Origin of the sequence: Paenibacillus sp. 22594 (assembly GCF_052044425.1) — a bacterium.
Taxonomy (GTDB): Bacteria; Bacillota; Bacilli; order Paenibacillales; family Paenibacillaceae; genus Paenibacillus_AQ.
Map to the genome: position 1 here is coordinate 257,834 of NZ_JBQENA010000001.1, position 19,872 is coordinate 277,705.

General features: G+C 48.7%; 18 protein-coding genes. 2 read left to right on the plus strand and 16 right to left on the minus strand.

From position 1 onward, the window contains the following. Positions 1 to 6 precede the first annotated feature (6 nt). The 11 genes from ilvB to ACTJKB_RS01055 all read right to left on the minus strand — a co-directional run bounded on the left by ilvB (position 7) and on the right by ACTJKB_RS01055 (position 13,730). Positions 7 to 1,683 carry a biosynthetic-type acetolactate synthase large subunit gene (ilvB, locus tag ACTJKB_RS01005; protein ID WP_440831409.1) on the minus strand — a complete coding sequence of 559 codons (1,677 nt, stop codon included), beginning with the start codon at positions 1,681 to 1,683 and terminating at the stop codon, positions 7 to 9. 55 nt (positions 1,684 to 1,738) lie between these two features. Then, on the minus strand, positions 1,739 to 2,755 hold the full coding sequence (gene moaA / locus ACTJKB_RS01010; protein ID WP_440831410.1) for a GTP 3',8-cyclase MoaA: 1,017 nt from the start codon (positions 2,753 to 2,755) through the stop codon (positions 1,739 to 1,741). Between the two features lie 32 nt (positions 2,756 to 2,787). Next, a complete protein-coding gene (locus ACTJKB_RS01015) occupies positions 2,788 to 4,278 on the minus strand; it encodes a nitrate/nitrite transporter (RefSeq protein ID WP_440831411.1) in 1,491 nt (496 codons plus the stop codon). 181 nt (positions 4,279 to 4,459) lie between these two features. Then, the gene (locus ACTJKB_RS01020) at positions 4,460 to 4,990 is read right to left on the minus strand and encodes a hemerythrin domain-containing protein (RefSeq protein WP_440831412.1); all 531 of its coding nucleotides are present in this window, start codon (positions 4,988 to 4,990) and stop codon (positions 4,460 to 4,462) included. Positions 4,991 to 5,010: 20 nt separating this feature from the next. Beyond that, positions 5,011 to 5,658: a response regulator gene (locus ACTJKB_RS01025; RefSeq protein ID WP_074109455.1), complete on the minus strand. Its 648-nt coding sequence runs from the start codon at positions 5,656 to 5,658 to the stop codon at positions 5,011 to 5,013. A 7-nt stretch (positions 5,659 to 5,665) separates the two neighbouring features. Next, positions 5,666 to 6,718: a sensor histidine kinase gene (locus tag ACTJKB_RS01030; protein ID WP_440831413.1), complete on the minus strand. Its 1,053-nt coding sequence runs from the start codon at positions 6,716 to 6,718 to the stop codon at positions 5,666 to 5,668. A gap of 14 nt (positions 6,719 to 6,732) precedes the next feature. Next, positions 6,733 to 7,191, minus strand: coding sequence for a GAF domain-containing protein (locus ACTJKB_RS01035; protein WP_440831414.1), 459 nt, complete (start codon positions 7,189 to 7,191; stop codon positions 6,733 to 6,735). A 49-nt stretch (positions 7,192 to 7,240) separates the two neighbouring features. Continuing rightward, entirely contained in the window at positions 7,241 to 7,927 is a 687-nt protein-coding gene (gene narI / locus ACTJKB_RS01040) for a respiratory nitrate reductase subunit gamma (RefSeq protein WP_440831415.1), read from the minus strand. Then, on the minus strand, positions 7,924 to 8,490 hold the full coding sequence (gene narJ / locus ACTJKB_RS01045; protein WP_440831416.1) for a nitrate reductase molybdenum cofactor assembly chaperone: 567 nt from the start codon (positions 8,488 to 8,490) through the stop codon (positions 7,924 to 7,926). Before narJ ends, narI begins: the two co-directional genes overlap by 4 nt. Then, positions 8,483 to 10,066: a nitrate reductase subunit beta gene (gene narH, locus ACTJKB_RS01050; protein WP_440831417.1), complete on the minus strand. Its 1,584-nt coding sequence runs from the start codon at positions 10,064 to 10,066 to the stop codon at positions 8,483 to 8,485. Before narH ends, narJ begins: the two co-directional genes overlap by 8 nt. Then, the gene (locus tag ACTJKB_RS01055; protein ID WP_440831418.1) at positions 10,056 to 13,730 is read right to left on the minus strand and encodes a nitrate reductase subunit alpha; all 3,675 of its coding nucleotides are present in this window, start codon (positions 13,728 to 13,730) and stop codon (positions 10,056 to 10,058) included. Before ACTJKB_RS01055 ends, narH begins: the two co-directional genes overlap by 11 nt. A gap of 317 nt (positions 13,731 to 14,047) precedes the next feature. Here ACTJKB_RS01055 and ACTJKB_RS01060 point away from each other — a divergent pair, with 317 nt between their 5' ends. Continuing rightward, on the plus strand, positions 14,048 to 14,473 hold the full coding sequence (locus ACTJKB_RS01060) for a hemerythrin domain-containing protein (protein ID WP_440831419.1): 426 nt from the start codon (positions 14,048 to 14,050) through the stop codon (positions 14,471 to 14,473). Here the strand turns inward: ACTJKB_RS01060 and ACTJKB_RS01065 are convergent. After that, positions 14,467 to 14,946 (minus strand): RrF2 family transcriptional regulator, encoded by a 480-nt coding sequence (locus tag ACTJKB_RS01065; RefSeq protein WP_440831420.1) that lies wholly within the window; start codon positions 14,944 to 14,946, stop codon positions 14,467 to 14,469. The two genes, ACTJKB_RS01060 and ACTJKB_RS01065, sit on opposite strands and share 7 nt — an antisense overlap. A 151-nt stretch (positions 14,947 to 15,097) precedes the next feature. Here ACTJKB_RS01065 and hmpA point away from each other — a divergent pair, with 151 nt between their 5' ends. Next, positions 15,098 to 16,279: an NO-inducible flavohemoprotein gene (hmpA, locus tag ACTJKB_RS01070; RefSeq protein ID WP_440832674.1), complete on the plus strand. Its 1,182-nt coding sequence runs from the start codon at positions 15,098 to 15,100 to the stop codon at positions 16,277 to 16,279. Positions 16,280 to 16,346: 67 nt separating this feature from the next. On the opposite strand, the gene ACTJKB_RS01075 is transcribed toward hmpA, so the two are convergent. Genes ACTJKB_RS01075 through ACTJKB_RS01090 form a run of 4 tightly spaced genes read right to left on the minus strand, consistent with a single transcriptional unit; the run spans position 16,347 to position 19,743 of the window. Then, on the minus strand, positions 16,347 to 17,054 hold the full coding sequence (locus ACTJKB_RS01075; protein ID WP_440831421.1) for a Crp/Fnr family transcriptional regulator: 708 nt from the start codon (positions 17,052 to 17,054) through the stop codon (positions 16,347 to 16,349). Between the two features lie 26 nt (positions 17,055 to 17,080). Further along, entirely contained in the window at positions 17,081 to 17,242 is a 162-nt protein-coding gene (gene rd / locus ACTJKB_RS01080; RefSeq protein ID WP_046503928.1) for a rubredoxin, read from the minus strand. A 35-nt stretch (positions 17,243 to 17,277) separates the two neighbouring features. Next, positions 17,278 to 18,495: an NAD(P)/FAD-dependent oxidoreductase gene (locus tag ACTJKB_RS01085; protein WP_440831422.1), complete on the minus strand. Its 1,218-nt coding sequence runs from the start codon at positions 18,493 to 18,495 to the stop codon at positions 17,278 to 17,280. A gap of 12 nt (positions 18,496 to 18,507) precedes the next feature. Continuing rightward, positions 18,508 to 19,743, minus strand: coding sequence for an FprA family A-type flavoprotein (locus ACTJKB_RS01090; RefSeq protein ID WP_440831423.1), 1,236 nt, complete (start codon positions 19,741 to 19,743; stop codon positions 18,508 to 18,510). Between the last annotated feature and the right edge of the window lie 129 nt (positions 19,744 to 19,872).

Genomic DNA, 19,872 nt, shown 5'->3' on the forward strand with positions numbered 1-19,872 from the left:
ATACCGCTACTCTTCGATCATGTCGTGATTCCCGGCCCCCGGGGGAACGATGGGATATACATTAGATTCTTCGGTAATATCAAATTCCATGATTACTACACCCTTGGTGTGAAAGGCTTCTTCAATCATATACTCTGCTTCTTCCAAGCTCTGTGCCCGAAAGCCATGAGCGCCAAAAGATTTGGCTAATGCCACAAAGTCCGGTGAACTGATGTGCACTGCAGAGTACCTACGCCCAAGGAACAGCTGCTGCCACTGTCTAACCATACCCAGATATCCATTCTTGAGAATGGCAACCTTCAGATTAATCTCCAGATCAACAGCGGTCATAATCTCCTGCATATTCATCTGGAAGCTTCCATCTCCTGTGATACAGATGACATCCCGGCTGGGGTAAGCCACTGCGGCACCGATGGCTGCGGGTAATCCATAACCCATTGTTCCAAGGCCTCCGGAGGTTAGAAAAGAACGCGGTTCGGTAAAGTTATAATTTCTGGCTGTCCAGATTTGATGCTGGCCTACATCGGTTGAAATAATGGCACTCCCGTCTGTAGCTGCATCAATACATTTTATTACATCCTGCGGAGTCAGTTTCGCTTCTGGTTGTGGAGTAGATTTAGAAGAACGCTTTATCCACTGCTGAATTTGTCTCTCCCAGGGGGAGTGGTCACTCCTATGTATTTCTTCCATCAATCCGGCAAGCATCTCCGAGATGAGTCCTGTTATGGATAGGTCCACATTGATATTCTTATTCAGTTCAGAGGAATCAATATCAACTTGTATTTTAAAAGAACCGGGGGAGAATGACTTGCGGTTGCCTGTAACGCGGTCACTGAAGCGGACCCCAAGACATAATACCAAATCAGCTGCCTGCAATGCTCGATTAGCAGCTACAGTTCCGTGCATGCCCACCATACCTAAATGCTGGGGATGGTCGGAAGGCAAGGCGCCCAATCCCATTAATGTGCTCGCAACCGGAAGGCGAAACCGCTCCACAAACTGTTTCAACCATGCGGGCGTATCCCCCGGCATACAGCCACCGCCAACAAGGACTAAAGGACGTTCAGCATGATTGAAACGCTCTGCCGCAAGCTCAAGGCTGTGGGCAGGGATTTGTAAATAAGGCTGATAGCCGCGGATATGTACGGGTGGATGAGACATTTCACTGTACAGCTTGTCCGCCACTATGGCTGTCATTATGTTCTTCGGCAGATCGATCAATACAGGACCTGGACGGCCTGACGTGGCCAAATAGAAGGCTTCATTTACAATCCGCTGAAGATCGCCAACTTCCCTAACCATATAATTATGTTTAGTAACCGGCATCGTCATTCCGTAAATATCTACTTCCTGGAAGCTGTCCAGACCGATTAATTCGGTAGCCACCTGACCAGTAAGGATAACCAACGGAATAGAATCCATAAACGCTGTTGCGATTCCGGTAATGGCGTTGGTTGCACCAGGCCCGCTGGTGACGAGGGCAAGCCCTGGACGCCCCGTAGCCCTTGCATAACCGTCTGCAGCATGAACAGCCGCCTGCTCATGTCTTACCAATACATGCTGTATAGCTTTACAATCAAATAGAGCATCGTACAGAGGAAGCACGGCTCCGCCAGGATATCCAAAAATGGTTTCGACGTTCTTGTCAATCAATAGCTGAATCAGCAGTTCTGCTCCGTTCATGGGTGACCATCGACTCCTACTTTATTAGTCATACAATTATGTGTGTCCCAACCCGTCAGCCACCTATATAAGACATACTTATCTTGTTCCTGCTGGCTGCACTTTGTTCCTGACGCTCATCGGAATACTTGTCTCCGCGCAGCTCCCACACGTCCTTTATCACGTTCAACAGAGCACTGTCGTCAGCTCCGGTGCGAAGTAAAGTCCGCAGATCCGTACCCTTGGATGCAAACAGACAAGTATAGAATTTACCGTCAGAGGATAACCTTGCCCGTGTACAAGAAGAGCAAAAGGATTCAGATACCGAAGTGATAAATCCGACCTCTGTCTGACAGTCTTTGTAGCGGTAACGCTGAGCGACTTCCCCATGGCTCGCCAGCCCCAAAGCCTCAAGCTCATAAGCACCTTGAAGGCTTTGGAGAATATCCTTTTTGGTTACAACTTTTGCGAGGCTCCAGCCATTGTCATTTCCCACATCCATAAATTCAATGAAGCGAAGCGTTATGTTGCGTTCCTTGAAATAGGCAGCCATCGGCAGGATCTCCGATTCATTAACGCCTTTTTGAACCACCATGTTGATTTTGATCTCAAAGCCAAGGTCGCGGGCTTGATCGATATTTCTCAGGATAAGAGAAGGTTTTGTCCCTCTTCCGTTCATTTTTCCGAAAATCTCCGGATCCAGCGCATCCAGGCTAATGTTCAAACGCCGCAATCCTGCACTGTACAACCCTTTAGCCTGCTGCCCAAGGAAGACACCGTTAGTGGTCAATCCGATGTCCTCTATTCCATCTATAGACCGAATTCCTGATACAAGCTCGTTAAGATTACTCCGCAGCAACGGCTCTCCCCCGGTCAGTCGGATTTTAACAACCCCCAAGGATACAAAGAGCTCACTCAAACGAAGAATCTCCTCAAAAGACAGCAGCTCGCGGGTAGGCATAAAGGTGTAATTGTCACCGAATATTTCCTTAGGCATGCAGTAGGTACAGCGAAAATTACAACGGTCAGTTACCGAAATCCTCAAATCCCGGATGGGACGTCTTAGTTGATCGGTGATTGGTGTCGTTCTCATACGCCCTCCTTTTATCGCTAGTGACCTCCCGCTTATTTCTGCGTAATATCGCTGAATGTACCGACATAACGAATATCCGTACCGGTCTCATCCTTGACAGCACTGATATTCAGCAGCTGGAGATACTCTTCACCATTCTTCCTTCTGTTCCAGATCTCACCCTGCCAAACTCCCTTTGCCCGGATTTCACCCCACATGTAACGGTAAAAATCTTGTGGTTGTCTTCCTGATTTCAGCACATTTGGCAGTTTGCCGAGTACCTCTGCTTCCGTAAAACCGGTAAGCCTCGTAAATGCAGGGTTAACGCTCTTGATAACACCCGAAGCATCTGTAACAAGAATTCCCTGTGCCGTAGATTTGAACACTTCAGAAGTAAGCGCCAGGCGATCGTTGTAATATAGCCAAATGACAAGGACCAGACTCGCCAGAGCCACTTGCGAAAGCAGCATGAACCCGATCGAATATTGGCCTGTGATGGAAAAGATAACGGAGAGCATAATCGGCGGGAAGAATCCGCCCAGCCCTCCCATCATCGAGACAATCCCATTGGCAATCCCGGCCTGCTTATTGAAGTAGAGCGGGACTAATTTGAATATGACCCCATTGCCAATCCCGGCACTGAAGGCAATAGCCAGGCATCCAACCGTGTACAGTCCAATAGAGGGCAGAAATGCTAACAGGATTGCTGCAACAGTATAAATACTGAAGGTTCCGATGAGCAGAAATAAAGGCTGGAATTTGTCTGCCAGCCAACCGCCAACCGGCCGGAAGAACGTGGCAACGGCAATGAACCCTGCTGTACGCATACCTGCATCCACCTTTTCCAGTCCAAAATTAGAAACCAGAAAGTTAGGCAGATAAATGGTAAATGCAACAAACGATCCGAACGTAATGAAATAGAAGAGTGAGAACAACCAGAGCTTCTCGTTGGCAGCTACCCCTTTGATCTGTTCAATAATGGGTGTTCTAACCTTAGGCTCGTGGCGGTCTCCGAAAAAGAAATTAAGTGCAATAAATACCAGCAGAAGGATCAGATACAGCTTCACAGCAGTAGCCCACCCATAATGGGCAGCAACAATTGGAGCAGTGAATGTGGTAAGGGCCGTGCCCAAATTCCCAACCCCGTAGATCCCGTTCACAAACCCATGCTTTTCTTTCGGAAAATACTTGGGCAACGAGGTGACCCCTACGGAAAAAACTGCGCCGCCGATCCCTAAAAACAATCCGCCAACAATCAAGTCAATATATGTGGTGGCATTGCTAATATAGAAGACGGGAAACAGCAGCAGGATAAAGCTGACCATAAAAATGATACGCGCCCCGAGAATATTTGCATAATAGCCGAGAGGAATACGCAGGATTGAGCCTAGGACTACGGGAATCGCCGTGACCATAGCCAGTTTTCCGGATGGAATAGATATATCCTCGGAAATAAAAGGCATTAGGGATGAAATAATTACCCATACCATAAAGCCTACGATCAAATTCAGGGTTTGTAACGGCAACTGCAGTTTTTTAATCATTCCACTCACCTTTTCCGCCATTTTTATCTGCTGCGTGTATGAATTCACTTCCTGTCCTTATTGTATCTGCCGTGACTCTACCACTGATATAGGGGAGTCCCCTGTCCCTGAGAGGGTATTCCCTGAAAATAAAAAAACAGCTTCACCATCCCTATGAGGACAGTGAAGCCGTATGCAGATTTCATGTAATGAGCGTATTCATTCTAGAGAAAAGCCGTTTATGATCCAGCTCGCTCAGCTGAGTTTCAGCCATTGGAAAAATGACCGCTTCTTCTTTGACTAAATGAACGGTTAATATTTCAAAAGCCTCTCCGGCATCCTTCACGGCGGATATCATCTTTGCCAGCGGCAACAGTTCCAAATCGCCTGCCGTATGGTGAAGGAAATGACCCAAATATCCATCGATCTCCACATGCTCTTCCTGAATACCAACCAGCGGCCCTTGTTCAAAACCTATGTAGCTTCCGAGCAGCGGGAAAAAATGTTCTTCTTCTTTTTGTGTATGCTTGGCAAGCGGAATCTGAAAGTCCAGAATGAGCCTCCGCAGCTCCCTGATTCTGCGCCTGGCTTCCTCTTCGCCCGGCAGGTCGTCTTGTTCAAAAGAAAGAACAATCATATGCCATTCTTGCATCAGAAAGGACAAGTAGCGGTGCTCGTTCTCTAGAATGCGCATAGCGGGTAATGTAGCGGACAAACCGGCGGAATTTGGCATAGATATCCTCCAATCGGTGCTTAGAAATCCAGCAGCTTTTTTTTCAAGGCATATTCGACCAGCTCGGGCCGGCTCTTCAGGTGTAATTTTTCCATGATCTTTGATTTATGGGCTTCAACTGTCTTCACGGAGATAAACAGCCTTTCAGCGATCTCTTTATTTCCGTAGCCTTTGGCGATCAGCGGCAAAATCTCCAGCTCCCGCTTGGACAGCAATTCAAACGGGTCTTCTGAAGCGGCTGTTTTGTCCTTTTTAATAAATTCACGGACCAGGGAGGTAGCCAATTTGGGGTGAATATAGGTTCCTCCCTGATGGATGGTGCGAATAGCCAGTAAAAGCTCCTCATCCGGCGCACTTTTCAGCACATAACCTGACGCTCCGTTCTTCAGGACATGGAACAGATATTCTTCATCATCATGCATGGTCAGAATCAATATTTTGGTATCGGGGTAGTCCTCCTTGATTTTGCCTGTAGCAATTAGTCCGCTCTCCCCGGGTGGCATGCTAAGATCCATGATCAGGATATCCGGCCTGCATTTTGCTACCAACGCATAGGCTTCAATCCCGTCGGCAGCAGCACCAATGACTTCGATGTCATCCTGGAAATTCAGAATCATGGCAAAACCGCTGCGCACAATGGCATGGTCGTCTGCGATAACGATCTTCATCCGGTGATCATTCCTTTCCACTTCCATCTCCGACAGGAACTTGAATGAAAATCGAGGTTCCCATTCCCGTCTCCGTCCTTATGCTGAAGCTGCCTCCTACTAATTCTGCCCGCTCTTGCATGCCGTATAATCCCAGTCCGGTGCCAGTCGGCTCATCCCCTGGACTAAATCCGATACCTTCATCTTCGATCGTGAGCTTCAGCATTCCGTCCTGCTCGGTAAGTTTGACTTGGACCAAGTCTACCTGTGCATACTTAAGAGCATTGAGTACAGCTTCCTGACAGACCCGGTACATCACAGTTTCTATTTCACTGTCATAGCGGTTCTCTGAGAGATCGGATTTAAATTCTATGATGAGACCATAGATTTGCTCCAGCCGTTTAAAGTGTGAGCGAAAGGCTGCTTCGAGTCCGAAATCATCGAGAGCAGCCGGGCGAAGCTCCACGGAGAGATTGCGGATATCGTTCAAGAGCCGCGTCATGGATACTTCAGTCTGCTTCACCTTCTTAAGAATGTTGTCATCAGCGGTCATATACTTAAGCACCCGCAAGTCCACTACAGCGCTCATAAGCTCCTGTGCGACGCTGTCATGCAGCTCACGGGAAATCCGTTTGCGCTCATTCTCTTGGGCTTCAATCACATGCTTCATCATTTTATTCTGATAAAATTTCTCCTGGGTCTTGAATTGTCTGGTTAGATCCCGCAGCATCAACACCCGGATTCCATTCTCAGAATCTATGGTGTGAAAGCTTGCTGTATAGGGGACAATCCCTTTATATTTTGTCTCAAGGTAGACCTGGTAAGAGGTGAAATCTTCGGATTCCGGCGTATGAAAAAAGCAGTTGAGACAGGTGCGGAGCTCCTGGTCACTGGTATAACCCCTGCATGTACCGCAGAGGGCAAGGGAATTCCCTTGCTCCAGCTGGTTCAGAAAGTCACTGTCCACAATACTGGAGGCCGCCGGATTCATTGCCAGCGTCTTTCCTTCCCTGTCAAAAAAGAAGATAGCCTCCCTGCTGTTCTCGAACAGCTTCAGCATCAGAATATTTAGTGAATCCATCCCGGTTGGCAGCATCAACTCAGCAACAATTCCTTCCCGTTCAAGTCTCCAATACCCTTACGTGCCGTATTCTCCAGGTCCCTCAGCATCATTTCATTAACCTGCTGAATTCCCCGGAAACCGCCGAGAAGCACACCAGCGACGCGGGCATCATTCCAAAGCGGTACTGCCCCGATGCTTTGCAGATTCTCAGACTTAACTATCGGATAATTAAACAGCATTTCTTGCTGTACCTGCTCTTTTACTGAAGAGAGTAAAAACGACTTTCCGGTCTTGAATACTATTCCCGCGACACCTCTTCCCGACTGAAGAACAATCCGTTTGTAACGGGAATTCAGATTGCCGGAGGCGTACTTCCATCGGATGACATAGTCATATTCTGCAGGGTCGGCAAGTGCCAACGACATGAAGTCATACCCTAGTGCTTCACGGATTTGGTCCAGTTCCAGCTGATAATCGACCTTGTTTTTCATCGTTTTCTCTCCTATTTGAACAGGGAAAGAAGTGCTCACTTACTTTCCATTAATTCGATTTATGTCTTCTGTATAGAATATAACTTCTGCCTACATAATTCAACGGAACACTCCATACATGAACAAGCCGGGTAAAGGGCCAAAATGCGAAGATGGCGAAACCCGACAAGACGTGAATTTTAAAAGAAAGCGGTACAGTTGTCATTAACGAAGGATCAGGTCTGAACATGAACAAGCCGCGGAACCATACGGAAATGGTCTCCCGGTAATCAAATTCAGGCTGTACGGCATTGGTAACAAGGGTGGAGTACATGCCCATAAATACAATGAACAAGAGCAGAGAATTCACAATCAAATCAGATGCGCTGCTAAGCCGCCGTACATTCTTAAGCGTAAACCGGCGCGAGGTAAGAATCAGCATCCCGGCAAGGGTGGCTATTCCAAAAATCCCACCGATGTATACAGCCCCAATGTGATACGTGTGTTCACTTACACCCACAGCCTCCATCCATGATTTCGGAACAACTAGGCCGCCAATATGCCCGAAAATAACCGGAATAATCCCAAGATGAAAGAGAATACTCCCATATTTCAGCTGTTTCTTCTCGATGAACTCACTGGATTTAGCCGTCCAGTTGAACTGGTCTCTCCGGTAGCGGTAAATATGCCCGACGATAAAAACTACTAGGCAAATGTATGGAATAATGACCCATAAGAATTGATCGAACATATTCATTGACTGAATGCCTCCTGTTCGATGCAAGCTTTGAGTGTTTCCCGAAGTCCCTTCACCAGATGAAAATACGGACTTTCATTTTTGTCCAGCGCCTGGAGCAAGTGGTACGTACCATCCTCAAGAACCGCAATCAGCATCCAGAAATTCTCGGGTGCCCGGGGATCGTTACACCATTCAGCTGCATATAGAAATTCACACATGAGCGGCAAATAATCCGGCAGCTCCCCTTCCGGCATTTCAAGGCCGTACATTTCATACAGCATTTTCAGTTTCGCCAGGATTTGACCGCGCTCCTTAGCATCCTCAAACTTAAAATAGGTCATATAAAGTGCACAGTCCCGCTGAAAATCAAATGTTGCTGCATACCGTTCCTGGATTTCATCCAAACTGTAGCACTGCATGAGCGACCCATACCTTTGCACATGATCGTAAGCCGGATGCCCCACTTCGAACGCCTCATCCTGAAAAGATTGTTGAAAATCCTGCTTTTCCGGATACATCAGCTGCAGGGCATAGTACCCGAAAGAAGGCTTGAATGTATACAGCTTCGTTAAGTCAATCACGCCAAATCCCTCCGTAGAAGTTCTCTTCGTATAATTCCTTGGCCGTCTTCGACTCCGAACCGGCAGTATTTGACGGACCGCATCCATCGCATCCCGACCCTGATGACCCGAAGGAACCCATGTCTCCCATCCGGTTACCGTAACCTGCTGAGCCTTGGGCACGGTAAGGATTCATGGTTTGTTCCTTATGCGAAGTCGGAATCACGAAGCGGTCCTCATATTTGGCAATAGCCAAAAGACGGTACATCTGTTCCGTCTGCTGTGCGGTCAGGCCTACACGTTCAAGACGGCTCGGATCGAAGGGCAGATTGGCTGACTTGGCACGCATATAGGAGCGCATCATAGCCATCCGCTGCAGAGCTTCTTTTACAGTCTGCGTGTCACCCGCGGTCAGCATATTGGCCAAATACTGAATCGGTGTCCGCATTTCCTCGATCGCCGGAAAGATCATGTCCGGATTCTTCAGAGAATCCTTCCCTTCAAAATAGTTCATAATCGGGCTGAGCGGAGGTACATACCATACCATCGGCAGGGTCCGGTATTCCGGGTGAAGCGGGAACGCCAGCTTGTGCTCAATGGCGAGCTTGTAGACCGGTGAATTCTGGGCGGCTTCCAGCCAATCTTCTGAAATCCCGTCTTTTCTGGCCTGGGCAATGACTTCAGGATCATGAGGATTCATAAACAGATCACATTGAGCTTTGTACAGATCTTTCTCATCCGGTGTCGAAGCAGCCTCAAGCACCTTGTCTGCGTCGTAGAGCAGTACGCCAAGATAACGGATACGCCCGGTGCAGGTCTCTGAGCATACCGTTGGCAGGCCGGCCTCCACACGCGGGAAGCAAAAGGTGCATTTTTCCGCTTTGTTGGTTTGCCAGTTGAAATATACTTTTTTATAAGGGCAGCCTGTCATACAGTATCTCCAGCCCCGGCAGGCCTCCTGATCCACCAGAACAATGCCGTCCTCCTCCCGTTTATACATCGCACCCGATGGACAAGAGGCGACACAGCTGGGATTGAGGCAATGTTCACAGAGACGCGGCAGATAGATCATAAACGACTGTTCAAAGTTGAATTTGATCTCCTCTTCAATCTTCTGGATATTGGGATCAAGGGGTCCGGTCACGTGTGCGCCGGCCAGATCATCCTCCCAGTTCGGCCCCCACTCCAGGTCCATCTTCTCGCCTGTTACTGCTGAATGGGCGCGCGCCACAGGTGAATGCTTTTGTTCCCCCGCTTCCGTCAGATGCTCATAATTGTAAGTCCAGGGTTCATAATAATCCTTCATTTCCGGCATGTCCGGGTTATAAAATATCTTTCCGAGCGCAATCTTGGACAGCTTGTTGCCGGATTTCAGCTCAAGATTGCCTTTGCGGAGCTGCCAGCCCCCCTTGTAGAGTTCCTGGTCTTCCCAACGTTTCGGATATCCGATGCCCGGCTTTGTCTCCACATTGTTAAACCACATATATTCCGCACCTTTGCGGTTTGTCCAGGTCGTTTTGCAGGTCACGCTGCAGGTATGACAGCCTATGCACTTATCCAGATTCATCACCATTGCCACTTGCGCTTTAATCTTCAAGCCAGTTAACCTCCTTCATTTTTCGCACCGCTACGTATACATCACGCTGGTTGCCGATTGGACCATAGTAGTTGAAACCATAGCTGAGCTGTGCGTAACCCCCAACCATCTGGGTGGGCTTAAGATGAATTCGGGTGGGAGCATTATGACTGCCGCCACGCGTATCTGTGATCTCGGAGCCGGGAACTTGAATATGCTTGTCTTGCGCGTGATACATGAACATGGTGCCTCTAGGCATCCGGTGGCTGACTACGGCACGGGCAGTGACCACGCCGTTCCGGTTATAGACCTCCAGCCAATCATTATCAGCTATACCGTGCTGCTCGGCATCCTCGTTATTGATCCACACCGTTGGCCCCCCGCGGAACAGGGTCAGCATATGCTGGTTGTCCTGGTAGGTCGAGTGAATATTCCATTTGCCGTGCGGCGTTAAGTACCGGAGGACAAGCGCATCCTGTCCGCCCTTCACTTCTTTGTCGCGCGGTCCAAATACCATGGGCGGCAAGGTGGGTTTATAGATTGGCAACGCTTCACCAAACTGCTGGAAGATCTCGTGATCAATGTAGAAATGCTGCCTGCCTGTCAATGTCCGGAACGGTACAAGACGTTCAATATTGGTGGTAAACGGTGAATACCGGCGCCCTTGTTTGTTGGAGCCGCTGAATACCGGTGTAGGAATCACTTCACGGGGCTGTGCGGTGATGCTATGGAAGGTGATTTTTTCCGCAGCCCGGTCCGCTGAGATATCTCTTAACACTACGCCGGAATCCTTCTCTGCTTGTGCGTAAGCTTTCTGGGACACCCGGCCATTGGTTGCGGAAGACAGATGAAGAATCGTGTCCGCTACCTGGCGTGCGGTTTGAATTTTGGGCAAGCCGTCTTTGATCGAATCATCATAGAAAACTCCGTTTAGACGCTTCAGCTCTTCATATTCTTCAGCCACGGAGAAGCTGATGCCGTGTGCGCCTGCTTTGCCGGTGATCAGATTAGGTCCAAGTGAAATGTATTTATCATGGATCTTGGTATAATCCCGTTCCACAATACTCAGATTCGGCATCGTTTTACCGGGAACAGCTTCCACTTCACCCTTGGCCCAGTCTTTGACCAATCCCATCGGCTGAGAAATCTCACTGATCGAATCATGGGCAAGTGGTGTGGCAACAAGATCTTTATAGACACCCGGCAGCTCTGATTTCGCCATTTCCGAGAAAACCTCCGAGAGCTGGCGGTAAATATCCCAATCCGAACGGGATTCCCACAGCGGATTGACCGCAGGGTTAAACGGATGCACAAATGGATGCATATCTGTAGATGATAAATCCGTCTTCTCATACCAGGTTGCCGCCGGAAGAACGATATCTGCATACAGCGGCGTTGTCGTCATCCGGAAATCCAGCGCGACCATTAGATCCAGCTTTCCTTCCACATCCTCCCGCCAGACGATTTCTTCGGGCTTCTGCTCTTCATTCGGCCGGGCAAGCAGTCCATCCGAGGCGCCGAGCAGATGCTTCATGAAGTATTCCTGTCCTTTCGCAGAGCTGGATATCAGATTCGAGCGCCAAATAAACAAGGTCCGCGGGAAGTTTTCCGGTGCGCCCGGATCTTCCACGGCAAAACGGGTCGTTCGTGATTTGATTTCCTTCAGCGTATGATTGATAATCTCAGCGTTGGTTTTCTTACCCTGCTGAGCGGCTTCTTCCGCGAACAATAGACTGTTTTTATTAAACTGCGGGAAGGATGGCAGCCAGCCAAGCCTTGCCGCAAGCACATTGTAATCAGCGGGGTGCTGGTAGGCTACCTCCCCTGCTGTCGGTGACTTGAGCGAATCGGTACCACTCTCTTCGTAACGCCATTGTTCTGTCGCAAAATAGAAGAACGACGTAGCATTCTGCTGCCGGGACATGCCCTGCCAATCCTTCGCGAAGGCGATGGTAGACCATCCCTCGATCGGGCGGCATTTCTCTTGACCGACATAATGCGCCCAGCCACCGCCATTCACGCCTTGAGATGCCGTCAGAACAACAAGGTTAAGGATGGAGCGGTAGATGGTGTCACTATTGAACCAGTGATTAATCCCTGCTCCCATGATGATCATGGAGCGTCCGCCGGTATCGATGGCGTTCTGGGCAAATTCCCGGGCAATCTGGACCACGACACTGGATTTCACACCTGTAATTTTCTCCTGCCACGCAGGGGTATAGTGCGAAGCGCTATCGTCATAATCCTTGGCGTTGTGAAGACTCTCTATCCTGCTGATACCATATTGACTCATCATCAGATCATATACGGTTGCGCCGTACCGCTCCGTTCCGTCGGCAAGCCGTATTTTCATTGCCGGAATCATCCGTGTGAATGTACCATTCCCCGCTTGATCGAAGTAAGGGAATATAATTTCTACCCACTGCTCAGCATGACCATCGACAGATAATGCAGGGTCAATCTTCGTTCCATCCTCCCGTTCGAGAATCAGATTCCATTTCTTATCCGTCTCCCAGCGCTGCCCCATCGTACCGTTAGGCACAATCAGCTCCCCGGAACCGGAATCATAGATCACAGGTTTCCAGTCCGCATGAGGAGAAGAATCACCGAGATCGCTGGCACGCAGGAAACGGCCGCCCTTTAAGGATTGCTCATGAGGGTCCAAGAGGATGATGAAGGGCATGTCCGTAAACTGCTTGGCATAATCCATAAACATAGGTTCTTTACGTTCATTATAGAATTCCTTCAAAATCACATGAGTCATTGCCTGTGCCAATGCAGCATCGGTACCTGGATTAGGTGCGAGCCAGTTATCAGCAAATTTGACGTTCTCCGCCAAATCCGGTGCTACGGATACCACTTTGGTTCCTTTATACCGGACCTCGGTCATAAAGTGGGCATCCGGTGTCCGGGTTAACGGTACATTCGAGCCCCACATGATCAAATAGCCTGCATTATACCAATCTGAGGATTCAGGAACATCTGTCTGCTCGCCCCAAATTTGCGGAGAAGCCGGAGGCAGATCAGCGTACCAGTCGTAAAAGCTGAGCATTTGTCCGCCAATGAGCGAGATGAACCGCGCACCCGAAGCATAACTGACCATCGACATCGCCGGAATCGGAGTGAACCCGGCAATCCGGTCAGGCCCATATTTTCGTATGGTATAGATTAGCTGTGCCGATATCAGACGAAGCGCATCGTCCCATGCAACCCGGATATGACCGCCTTTTCCCCGGGCTTTTTTATAGAGATCCGCTTTCTCCGGGTCTTCCACGATACTTGCCCAAGCATCCACGGGGTTGTCATGCTCCTGAAGCGCTGCCTTCCACAGCCGCCACAGCTTCCCTCTCATATAGGGATATTTCACCCGAAGCGGACTATATTCATACCAGGAAAAGGTAGCACCTCTGGGACAGCCCCGGGGTTCGAACTCCGGCATATCAGGTCCGCAGGACGGGTAGTCAATCTGTTGATTCTCCCAGGTAATAATTCCATTCTTCACGAAAACCTTCCAGCTGCAGGAACCCGTACAGTTCACTCCATGCGTGGTGCGGACCACTTTATCATGGGACCAGCGCTGGCGGTACATATCTTCCCAATCCCTATTCTTTTCCTCCAGAATGGACCACTTCCCGGAATAACTTTCAACAGGCTTAAAAAAGTTCAAGCCGAATTTTTTCTTCATCGCTTACAAACACTCCTTTGCAGAATGAAGGACATGGAAGAGTCCGACTCACTATTCATTCGAATACCTCCATTATGGAGGCCCCCGGCCGGAGTTCCCATTAGGGAATGTCCTATAGTCCCGCGGGAAATCCCTTGATTCCGCAAAAAGTCAAAAGCCCTCCTTTTGAGTAGGAGAGCTTTAATATTGTTATGGGAATGTATGCTATATCAACTGTAGTTAGGGAAATCCCTCTTTATGTGCAGGGGATGTCCTAACCGGAAAATTCACAGTGGTCTTCTATGTTATACTGAGAAAAAAATTGGGGAGGATATACAATGGTAGGACCTTCATTACGCCAATTACACGCCCATCATGCCATACATCAAGGCGGACTGTCCGGTGCAATAGCTAAAACTGAAGAAGTCGAGAACCTGCTGGAGGCACGGGAATTCGAAGTTGCACGTCAAGCGGCCGATCACCTTGTAGAATATTGGGAAACGAGGATACTGAGTCATGCCGAAGCAGAAGAAGAGGGATTCTACCCGGAGATGGCAGCGAATAATCCCGGTTTGCAGCATGCAGTAACCAAGCTGACACGTGATCATGAGCTGCTCCGGATGATCATTGCAGATATCAAATCCATGCTTGACGAAGATGGACTCACACCGGAGGTGATTCAGCAGTTTCATGCTCTTATCGTAGTGAATGCCATTCACAGCAGAGATGAGGAAAGACTGCTGCTGGAGGAGCCCTCTCAATAAATACTATCCGTACCGGATTCCATGTGAGTATCCGCAACCTCTTTATGAAAGATAGCCTGAAGATCATGCTTGTTCAGCAGTAAATCAGCAAGAGTATATTCACTGAGCACCTGCAAATAGGCAGACAGTGCTCTGCCGAGCACACCTTTTAATCCGCACACCGGGGTAATCGGGCAGCTGTTGCCGGCAGGGTTAAAGCATTCCACAAGGTGAAAATCGTCCTCCATCCGGCGGACAACTTCACCGATGTTTATCAGTTCTGGCCGTTTGGCCAGGCGTATCCCCCCTCCTCTGCCTCTTACCGCTTCGATATATCCTGCTTGTCCGAGCTCATGGGACACCTTCATTAAGTGATTCTTGGATATATGATAAGCGTCGGAGATGTCTTGGATGGTCGAAAGCTCGCTTTGCTCTTTAGCCCCGAGATACATGAGGATACGCAATGAAAAATCAGTATACATGGTAAGCCGCATTGATTCCGCCGTCCTTTAGATGAAGTATGTGATCTTTGTTGCAAATGATACCACAAATAGTGTCCATTTTGTTAAAGTGGTATTTTAAATATATCTTTTAAAAACAAAAGAGTATATATTAAATTTGTAATAATGAGAGGAGTGAACGGTCATTTTATCCACACAAACACGTGAAATCGTCAAATCCACAGCCCCTGTCTTAGCGGAACATGGAACAGCCATAACTACGGTGTTCTACCGGAATCTCTTTGCGGCCCATCCTGAGCTTTTGAATGTATTTAATCATGCCAATCAGGCACAAGGCCGGCAACAGACTGCCCTTGCGAATGCAGTATACGCAGCTGCAGTTCACATTGACAACCTGGAGAACATTTTGCCGGCAGTCGTCCAGATCGCCCACAAGCATGTCAGTCTTGGTATTAAACCGGAGCAGTATCCGATTGTCGGTGAATTTCTGCTAAAAGCCATCAAGGAAGTGCTTGGAGACGCGGCAACCGATGATATCCTGAAGGCTTGGGAAGAAGCTTACGGTGTGATCGCAGCTGCCTTCATTGGGGTTGAAGCAAACATGTACAAGGAAGCGCGCGAGCAAGAGAACGGGTGGAACTTCTTCAAACCGTTTACCGTCGTCCGCAAAGTACAGGAAAGCGACAGCATTACTTCTTTCTATCTGCAGCCAGCTGACGGATCAGGCGTACCGGAGTTCAAACCAGGGCAGTACGTCTCTGTTCGTGTTCTGATTCCAGGTGAAAAATACACCATGATCCGCCAGTATAGCCTCTCTCAAGCCTCGAAGCCGGACGAGTTCCGCATCTCGGTGAAACGGGAAGCAGACAATGATCCGAATGGTGTTGTCTCTGTCTACCTCCATAAGCAGGTAAACGAAGGAGACACTGTGGAAGTAAGTGCACCTGCCGGAGAATTCCTGCTGGATACTACAAAAACCACACCGGTGGCTTTTATCTCCGGCGGTGTTGGAATCACGCCTATGATGAGCATGCTCGAAACGGTTGCAGTGTCATCGCCCGAGCGCCCTACTGTATTCCTGCATGCAGCGCGCAATGAATCACTTGCCGCTTTTGGTAATGATATCGAGAAGCATGCGCTGAACATGAGCAATATCAAATATAAAACCTTCTATTCAAGCGGCCCGGACGGCCAAATCACTCGAGAAGCATTAGCGTCGTACGTTGATCCTGCTGGTGATGCCTATGTATGCGGGCCGGTTCCTTTCATGGAAGCCATGATCCGTGAACTGCTGGCGATAGGGATGAAAGAGGATCAGATCCATTATGAGTTTTTTGGTCCGGCCATGCAATTAGAACAAGCCTAGTCACACATAATAGAAAAAGAGTGCTCCGGAATTTAGATTCTGGCGCACTCTTTTTTCTCTATACTTTTCAGTCAATGTATTTCTCCAAGGAGGGCCGGTTCCGGATAATCATCCGCTTATTGCCGACTAGCTCAATCAACCCCAGGTCTTCAAAGATGGCAAATTTCCGGCTAATGGTTTCCCGGGTAACCCCAACGTAATTTGCCAGCTCTTCACGGGACAGCGGGAGATCGATATGGATCTTGCCGCCACGATTTTTACCATAGACATCGCTGAGCTCCAGAATCATATAGGCAATCCGGATTTCCGGGTCCTTGGTAGCAAGGCTTTGCGCCAGATTCTCGGTATGGGCCAGCCTTTTGGTTACCGTACTTAGCAGCTTGAACGCGATATCCGGATTCGCCATAATCAGCAGCTCCATATCTGTTTTGGTCAGCATGCAGATACGGGTATCCTTCAGTGCATAGGCACTAAAGTTGCTGAGTTCATCGCTGTTAAAGATACTCAGCTCACCAAAAAAATCACCTGCTGTCAAAATGTGCAGGATTTGTTCCTTTCCCTGCGGGGTCATTTTGGACAATTTCACTTGCCCTTGCTGAATAATGTATAAGGTATCCGTCGGCTGTTCTTCCAGAATCAAGGGCTGACCCTTGGCGTACTTCCGGTGGATAATCATCGCACTGACCCGGGAGAGATCCGCATCAGAAAGGGAAGCGAAGATCGGTACTTTTCGGGTGCAGGGCTCTGCAGCATTTTGGCAGGAATGTTCCGGCATATCGGGTCTCTCCTTTATCTTATTCTTTATGAGATGGGTGAAAAATGGCTGGTATCTTCGCCGCAGACCGGACAGACCCAATCCTCAGGCAAATCTTCAAAAGCAGTGCCCGGTGCCACATCCTCATCGGGATCTCCCAACGCCGGATCATAAATATAACCGCAAGGTTCACATACGTATTTTTTCATTAGGTTTATCTCCTCTTTTATTAAGTTCAACTTCTTTAGCTTTGCAATCTACGCTTAACTTCCGCCATCACTTCTGAAATACTTCGGGAAAGATCGATGCCTTCCAGTCTGCAGCCCGTCTCAATAGCGGATTTAAAGGCCAGTGAGGCCGCTGCACCTTCCCAGGAAACAGCGCCGGTCATTGTGTTATCTTTCACAAATATCTGCGTATACACCCCGTTCTCCAGTGCGGACACACTCTGGTCACATCGTGCTTCGTCGATGTCTCCAATCGAGAATAGCGAGATTCCAAACGCATTAAAGAAGGTGACCGGAACAGCTTTGCGGTAAGCAACAGGTTCAGCAGCCGCCATATTGTTGCCGGCAATACGTCCCTGCTCCATGGCTCCTCCCCACAAACCTTCCACATGTCCGTTCATTTCCGCTATATCTCCGGCCGCATATACATGGGGTGCACTGGTCTCCATGTTGGCATTCACGACAATACCTGAACGGGTATCAATCGGTGTGTCCTTAACAAGAGTGGTATTCGGCACAATCCCAATTGAATAAACTACATGATCACAGGCAATGGCAGAACCATCGTCAAGCGTAATTCCCGTAACGGACTCCTCACCCGTAATCGAAGTCACACCGGAATGCAGAATAACGTTCACGCCGGATTGTTCCAGGGTGTGCTTAAGCATCTTCGAAGATGTCTCATCCAGTTGCCGGGCCATTAACCGCGGAGCCGCTTCAACAACCGTCACTTCATAACCGGCTTCGTGTAAGGCCCATGCCGTTTCCAAACCCTGTACACCTCCGCCGATCGTAACGATACGGTTGCCGCTTTCGAGGCTCGATTTCAGTGAATCAGCATCTTCCATATCCCGGATCGTATGGACATTCTTCAGCCCTGCACCTTGCACAGGGAGTACACGGTTTCTCGCCCCCATGCAGAGCAGAAGCTTATGGTAATGGATAACTTTGCCGTCCGCTGTCACCACCTGCTTCCGGTCTGTATGAATGTTTGTTACCCGGGTAGAGGTTTGCACAGTGATGCGGTTGTCTTTATACCACTTTTCCTTCTTGATCAGCACCTTTTCACTGTGCAAATCGGTGAACAAGCCTTTGGTCAGCTTAATCCGGTTGTAGGGCAAATGCTCCTCCTCACCCAGAATGGAGATTTCCGTATCGGGGTCCTGATCGCGGATCGCCTTGGCGGCATGAACAGCAGCCACTCCACTGCCAACAATAAGATAATGTCGATTCATGATCTGCCCCCCTTAATAAGAACTGAGCAGAAGATCAGAGACAAATTCCGCAGCATTTTTGATTTTTTGTACCTTATCGGGTGCCTTCGGCGAGAAACGGACCCGTATCGGGAATTCGATGTGAATCATCCCTGTTGTTTTGATGACATCGGAAGTACTCTGTACAATCATGTTCGTAGCGTTCAGATAATCCTGGATCACTTCGATCGCTTCCCCGCTCCAGCCGTACGAGCCAAAGGCCGCTGCCAGCTTGCCTTCCAAATTCATGTTCTTCATCTCCTGCAGGATAGGCTCCAGGTTACCGATCATATCAGCGTATCTGGTGGAGCTTCCAATGAATACGGCATCGGCAGAGGCAATGCTGCTCAGAATATCCGCCGCAGTGCTCTTGTCCGCATCCCATACTTCCGTCTCAATTTGATTTGCCTTCAGGCAATCCTGCAGGATATTGGCCATTTTCTTGGTGTTATTCTTGAGCGTGGTATAGACAATTACAGCCTTTTTGCCTTCTGTTGTCTCACGGCTGAGTACATCGTAGAGATCAATATATTTACGGATATCCTCCCGGATCAAGAACCCGTGAGAAGGTGCAATCATCTCAATATCAAGGTCTTGGACGGCATCGATCAGCGTTCTGACATATCTGCGGTGCGGGTGAATAATCGCACTGTAATAACCTTTGAAATCATCCGTGATGTCGAATCCGGCTTCATCGCTGAACAGCTTCTCCACCGCAACGTGGGTGCTGAAAATGTCGCAAGGGAAGAGGATTTTATCTTCCACACAATAAGTAATCATGGTCTCAGCCGTATGAAGGTACGGAGTCTCCTTGAACAGCAAAGTTTTGCCGCCGATATCCAGTGTATCCCCGTCATTTACAACCAGGAAATTCCGGCTGTGGAGCTTGTACATTTCCTGCAGCTCCGGCACCGCAATCGCTGTGCAGACAATCGTGGCATTGAGGGCTCGTGAAGAAAGCGCGGCCAGCCCCCCGGAATGGTCGGGTTCGGTATGGTTAATTACGATATATTCAATATCCATAGGGTCTATGATTTGGCTTAAACGCTCCGCATATTCACGTCCGAACTCCATATCTACGGTGTCAATCACTGTAGGTTTACCCGTTTTTAGCAGGTAGGAGTTATAGGTGGTTCCTTTCGCCAGGATCAGTCGATGAAAGGGTACCTCCCGGTTGTCTATTTTACCAACCCAATAAGTATCTTTGGCAATCTTGTATTCTGTGTTCATCTGCTTAGCCTCCTGAATGATAATGTTTATCAGCAATTTCATTCTATATCGGAGACTACACAAAAAGGAGGATTTCAATCACATTTTGAAAGTTTCAAAATCCATCTATTCATACTATAAATATACACG

Bases quoted from the DNA above. Each gene is read 5' to 3' on its own strand.
- ilvB (WP_440831409.1), bottom strand. From the start codon at position 1,683: ATGAACGGAGCAGAACTGCTGATTCAGCTATTGATTGACAAGAACGTC.
- moaA (WP_440831410.1), bottom strand. From the start codon at position 2,755: ATGAGAACGACACCAATCACCGATCAACTAAGACGTCCCATCCGGGAT.
- ACTJKB_RS01015 (WP_440831411.1), bottom strand. From the start codon at position 4,278: ATGATTAAAAAACTGCAGTTGCCGTTACAAACCCTGAATTTGATCGTA.
- ACTJKB_RS01020 (WP_440831412.1), bottom strand. From the start codon at position 4,990: ATGCCAAATTCCGCCGGTTTGTCCGCTACATTACCCGCTATGCGCATT.
- ACTJKB_RS01025 (WP_074109455.1), bottom strand. From the start codon at position 5,658: ATGAAGATCGTTATCGCAGACGACCATGCCATTGTGCGCAGCGGTTTT.
- ACTJKB_RS01030 (WP_440831413.1), bottom strand. From the start codon at position 6,718: ATGGATTCACTAAATATTCTGATGCTGAAGCTGTTCGAGAACAGCAGG.
- ACTJKB_RS01035 (WP_440831414.1), bottom strand. From the start codon at position 7,191: ATGAAAAACAAGGTCGATTATCAGCTGGAACTGGACCAAATCCGTGAA.
- narI (WP_440831415.1), bottom strand. From the start codon at position 7,927: ATGAATATGTTCGATCAATTCTTATGGGTCATTATTCCATACATTTGC.
- ACTJKB_RS01055 (WP_440831418.1), bottom strand. From the start codon at position 13,730: ATGAAGAAAAAATTCGGCTTGAACTTTTTTAAGCCTGTTGAAAGTTAT.
- ACTJKB_RS01060 (WP_440831419.1), top strand. From the start codon at position 14,048: ATGGTAGGACCTTCATTACGCCAATTACACGCCCATCATGCCATACAT.
- ACTJKB_RS01065 (WP_440831420.1), bottom strand. From the start codon at position 14,946: ATGCGGCTTACCATGTATACTGATTTTTCATTGCGTATCCTCATGTAT.
- ACTJKB_RS01075 (WP_440831421.1), bottom strand. From the start codon at position 17,054: ATGCCGGAACATTCCTGCCAAAATGCTGCAGAGCCCTGCACCCGAAAA.
- rd (WP_046503928.1), bottom strand. From the start codon at position 17,242: ATGAAAAAATACGTATGTGAACCTTGCGGTTATATTTATGATCCGGCG.
- ACTJKB_RS01085 (WP_440831422.1), bottom strand. From the start codon at position 18,495: ATGAATCGACATTATCTTATTGTTGGCAGTGGAGTGGCTGCTGTTCAT.
- ACTJKB_RS01090 (WP_440831423.1), bottom strand. From the start codon at position 19,743: ATGAACACAGAATACAAGATTGCCAAAGATACTTATTGGGTTGGTAAA.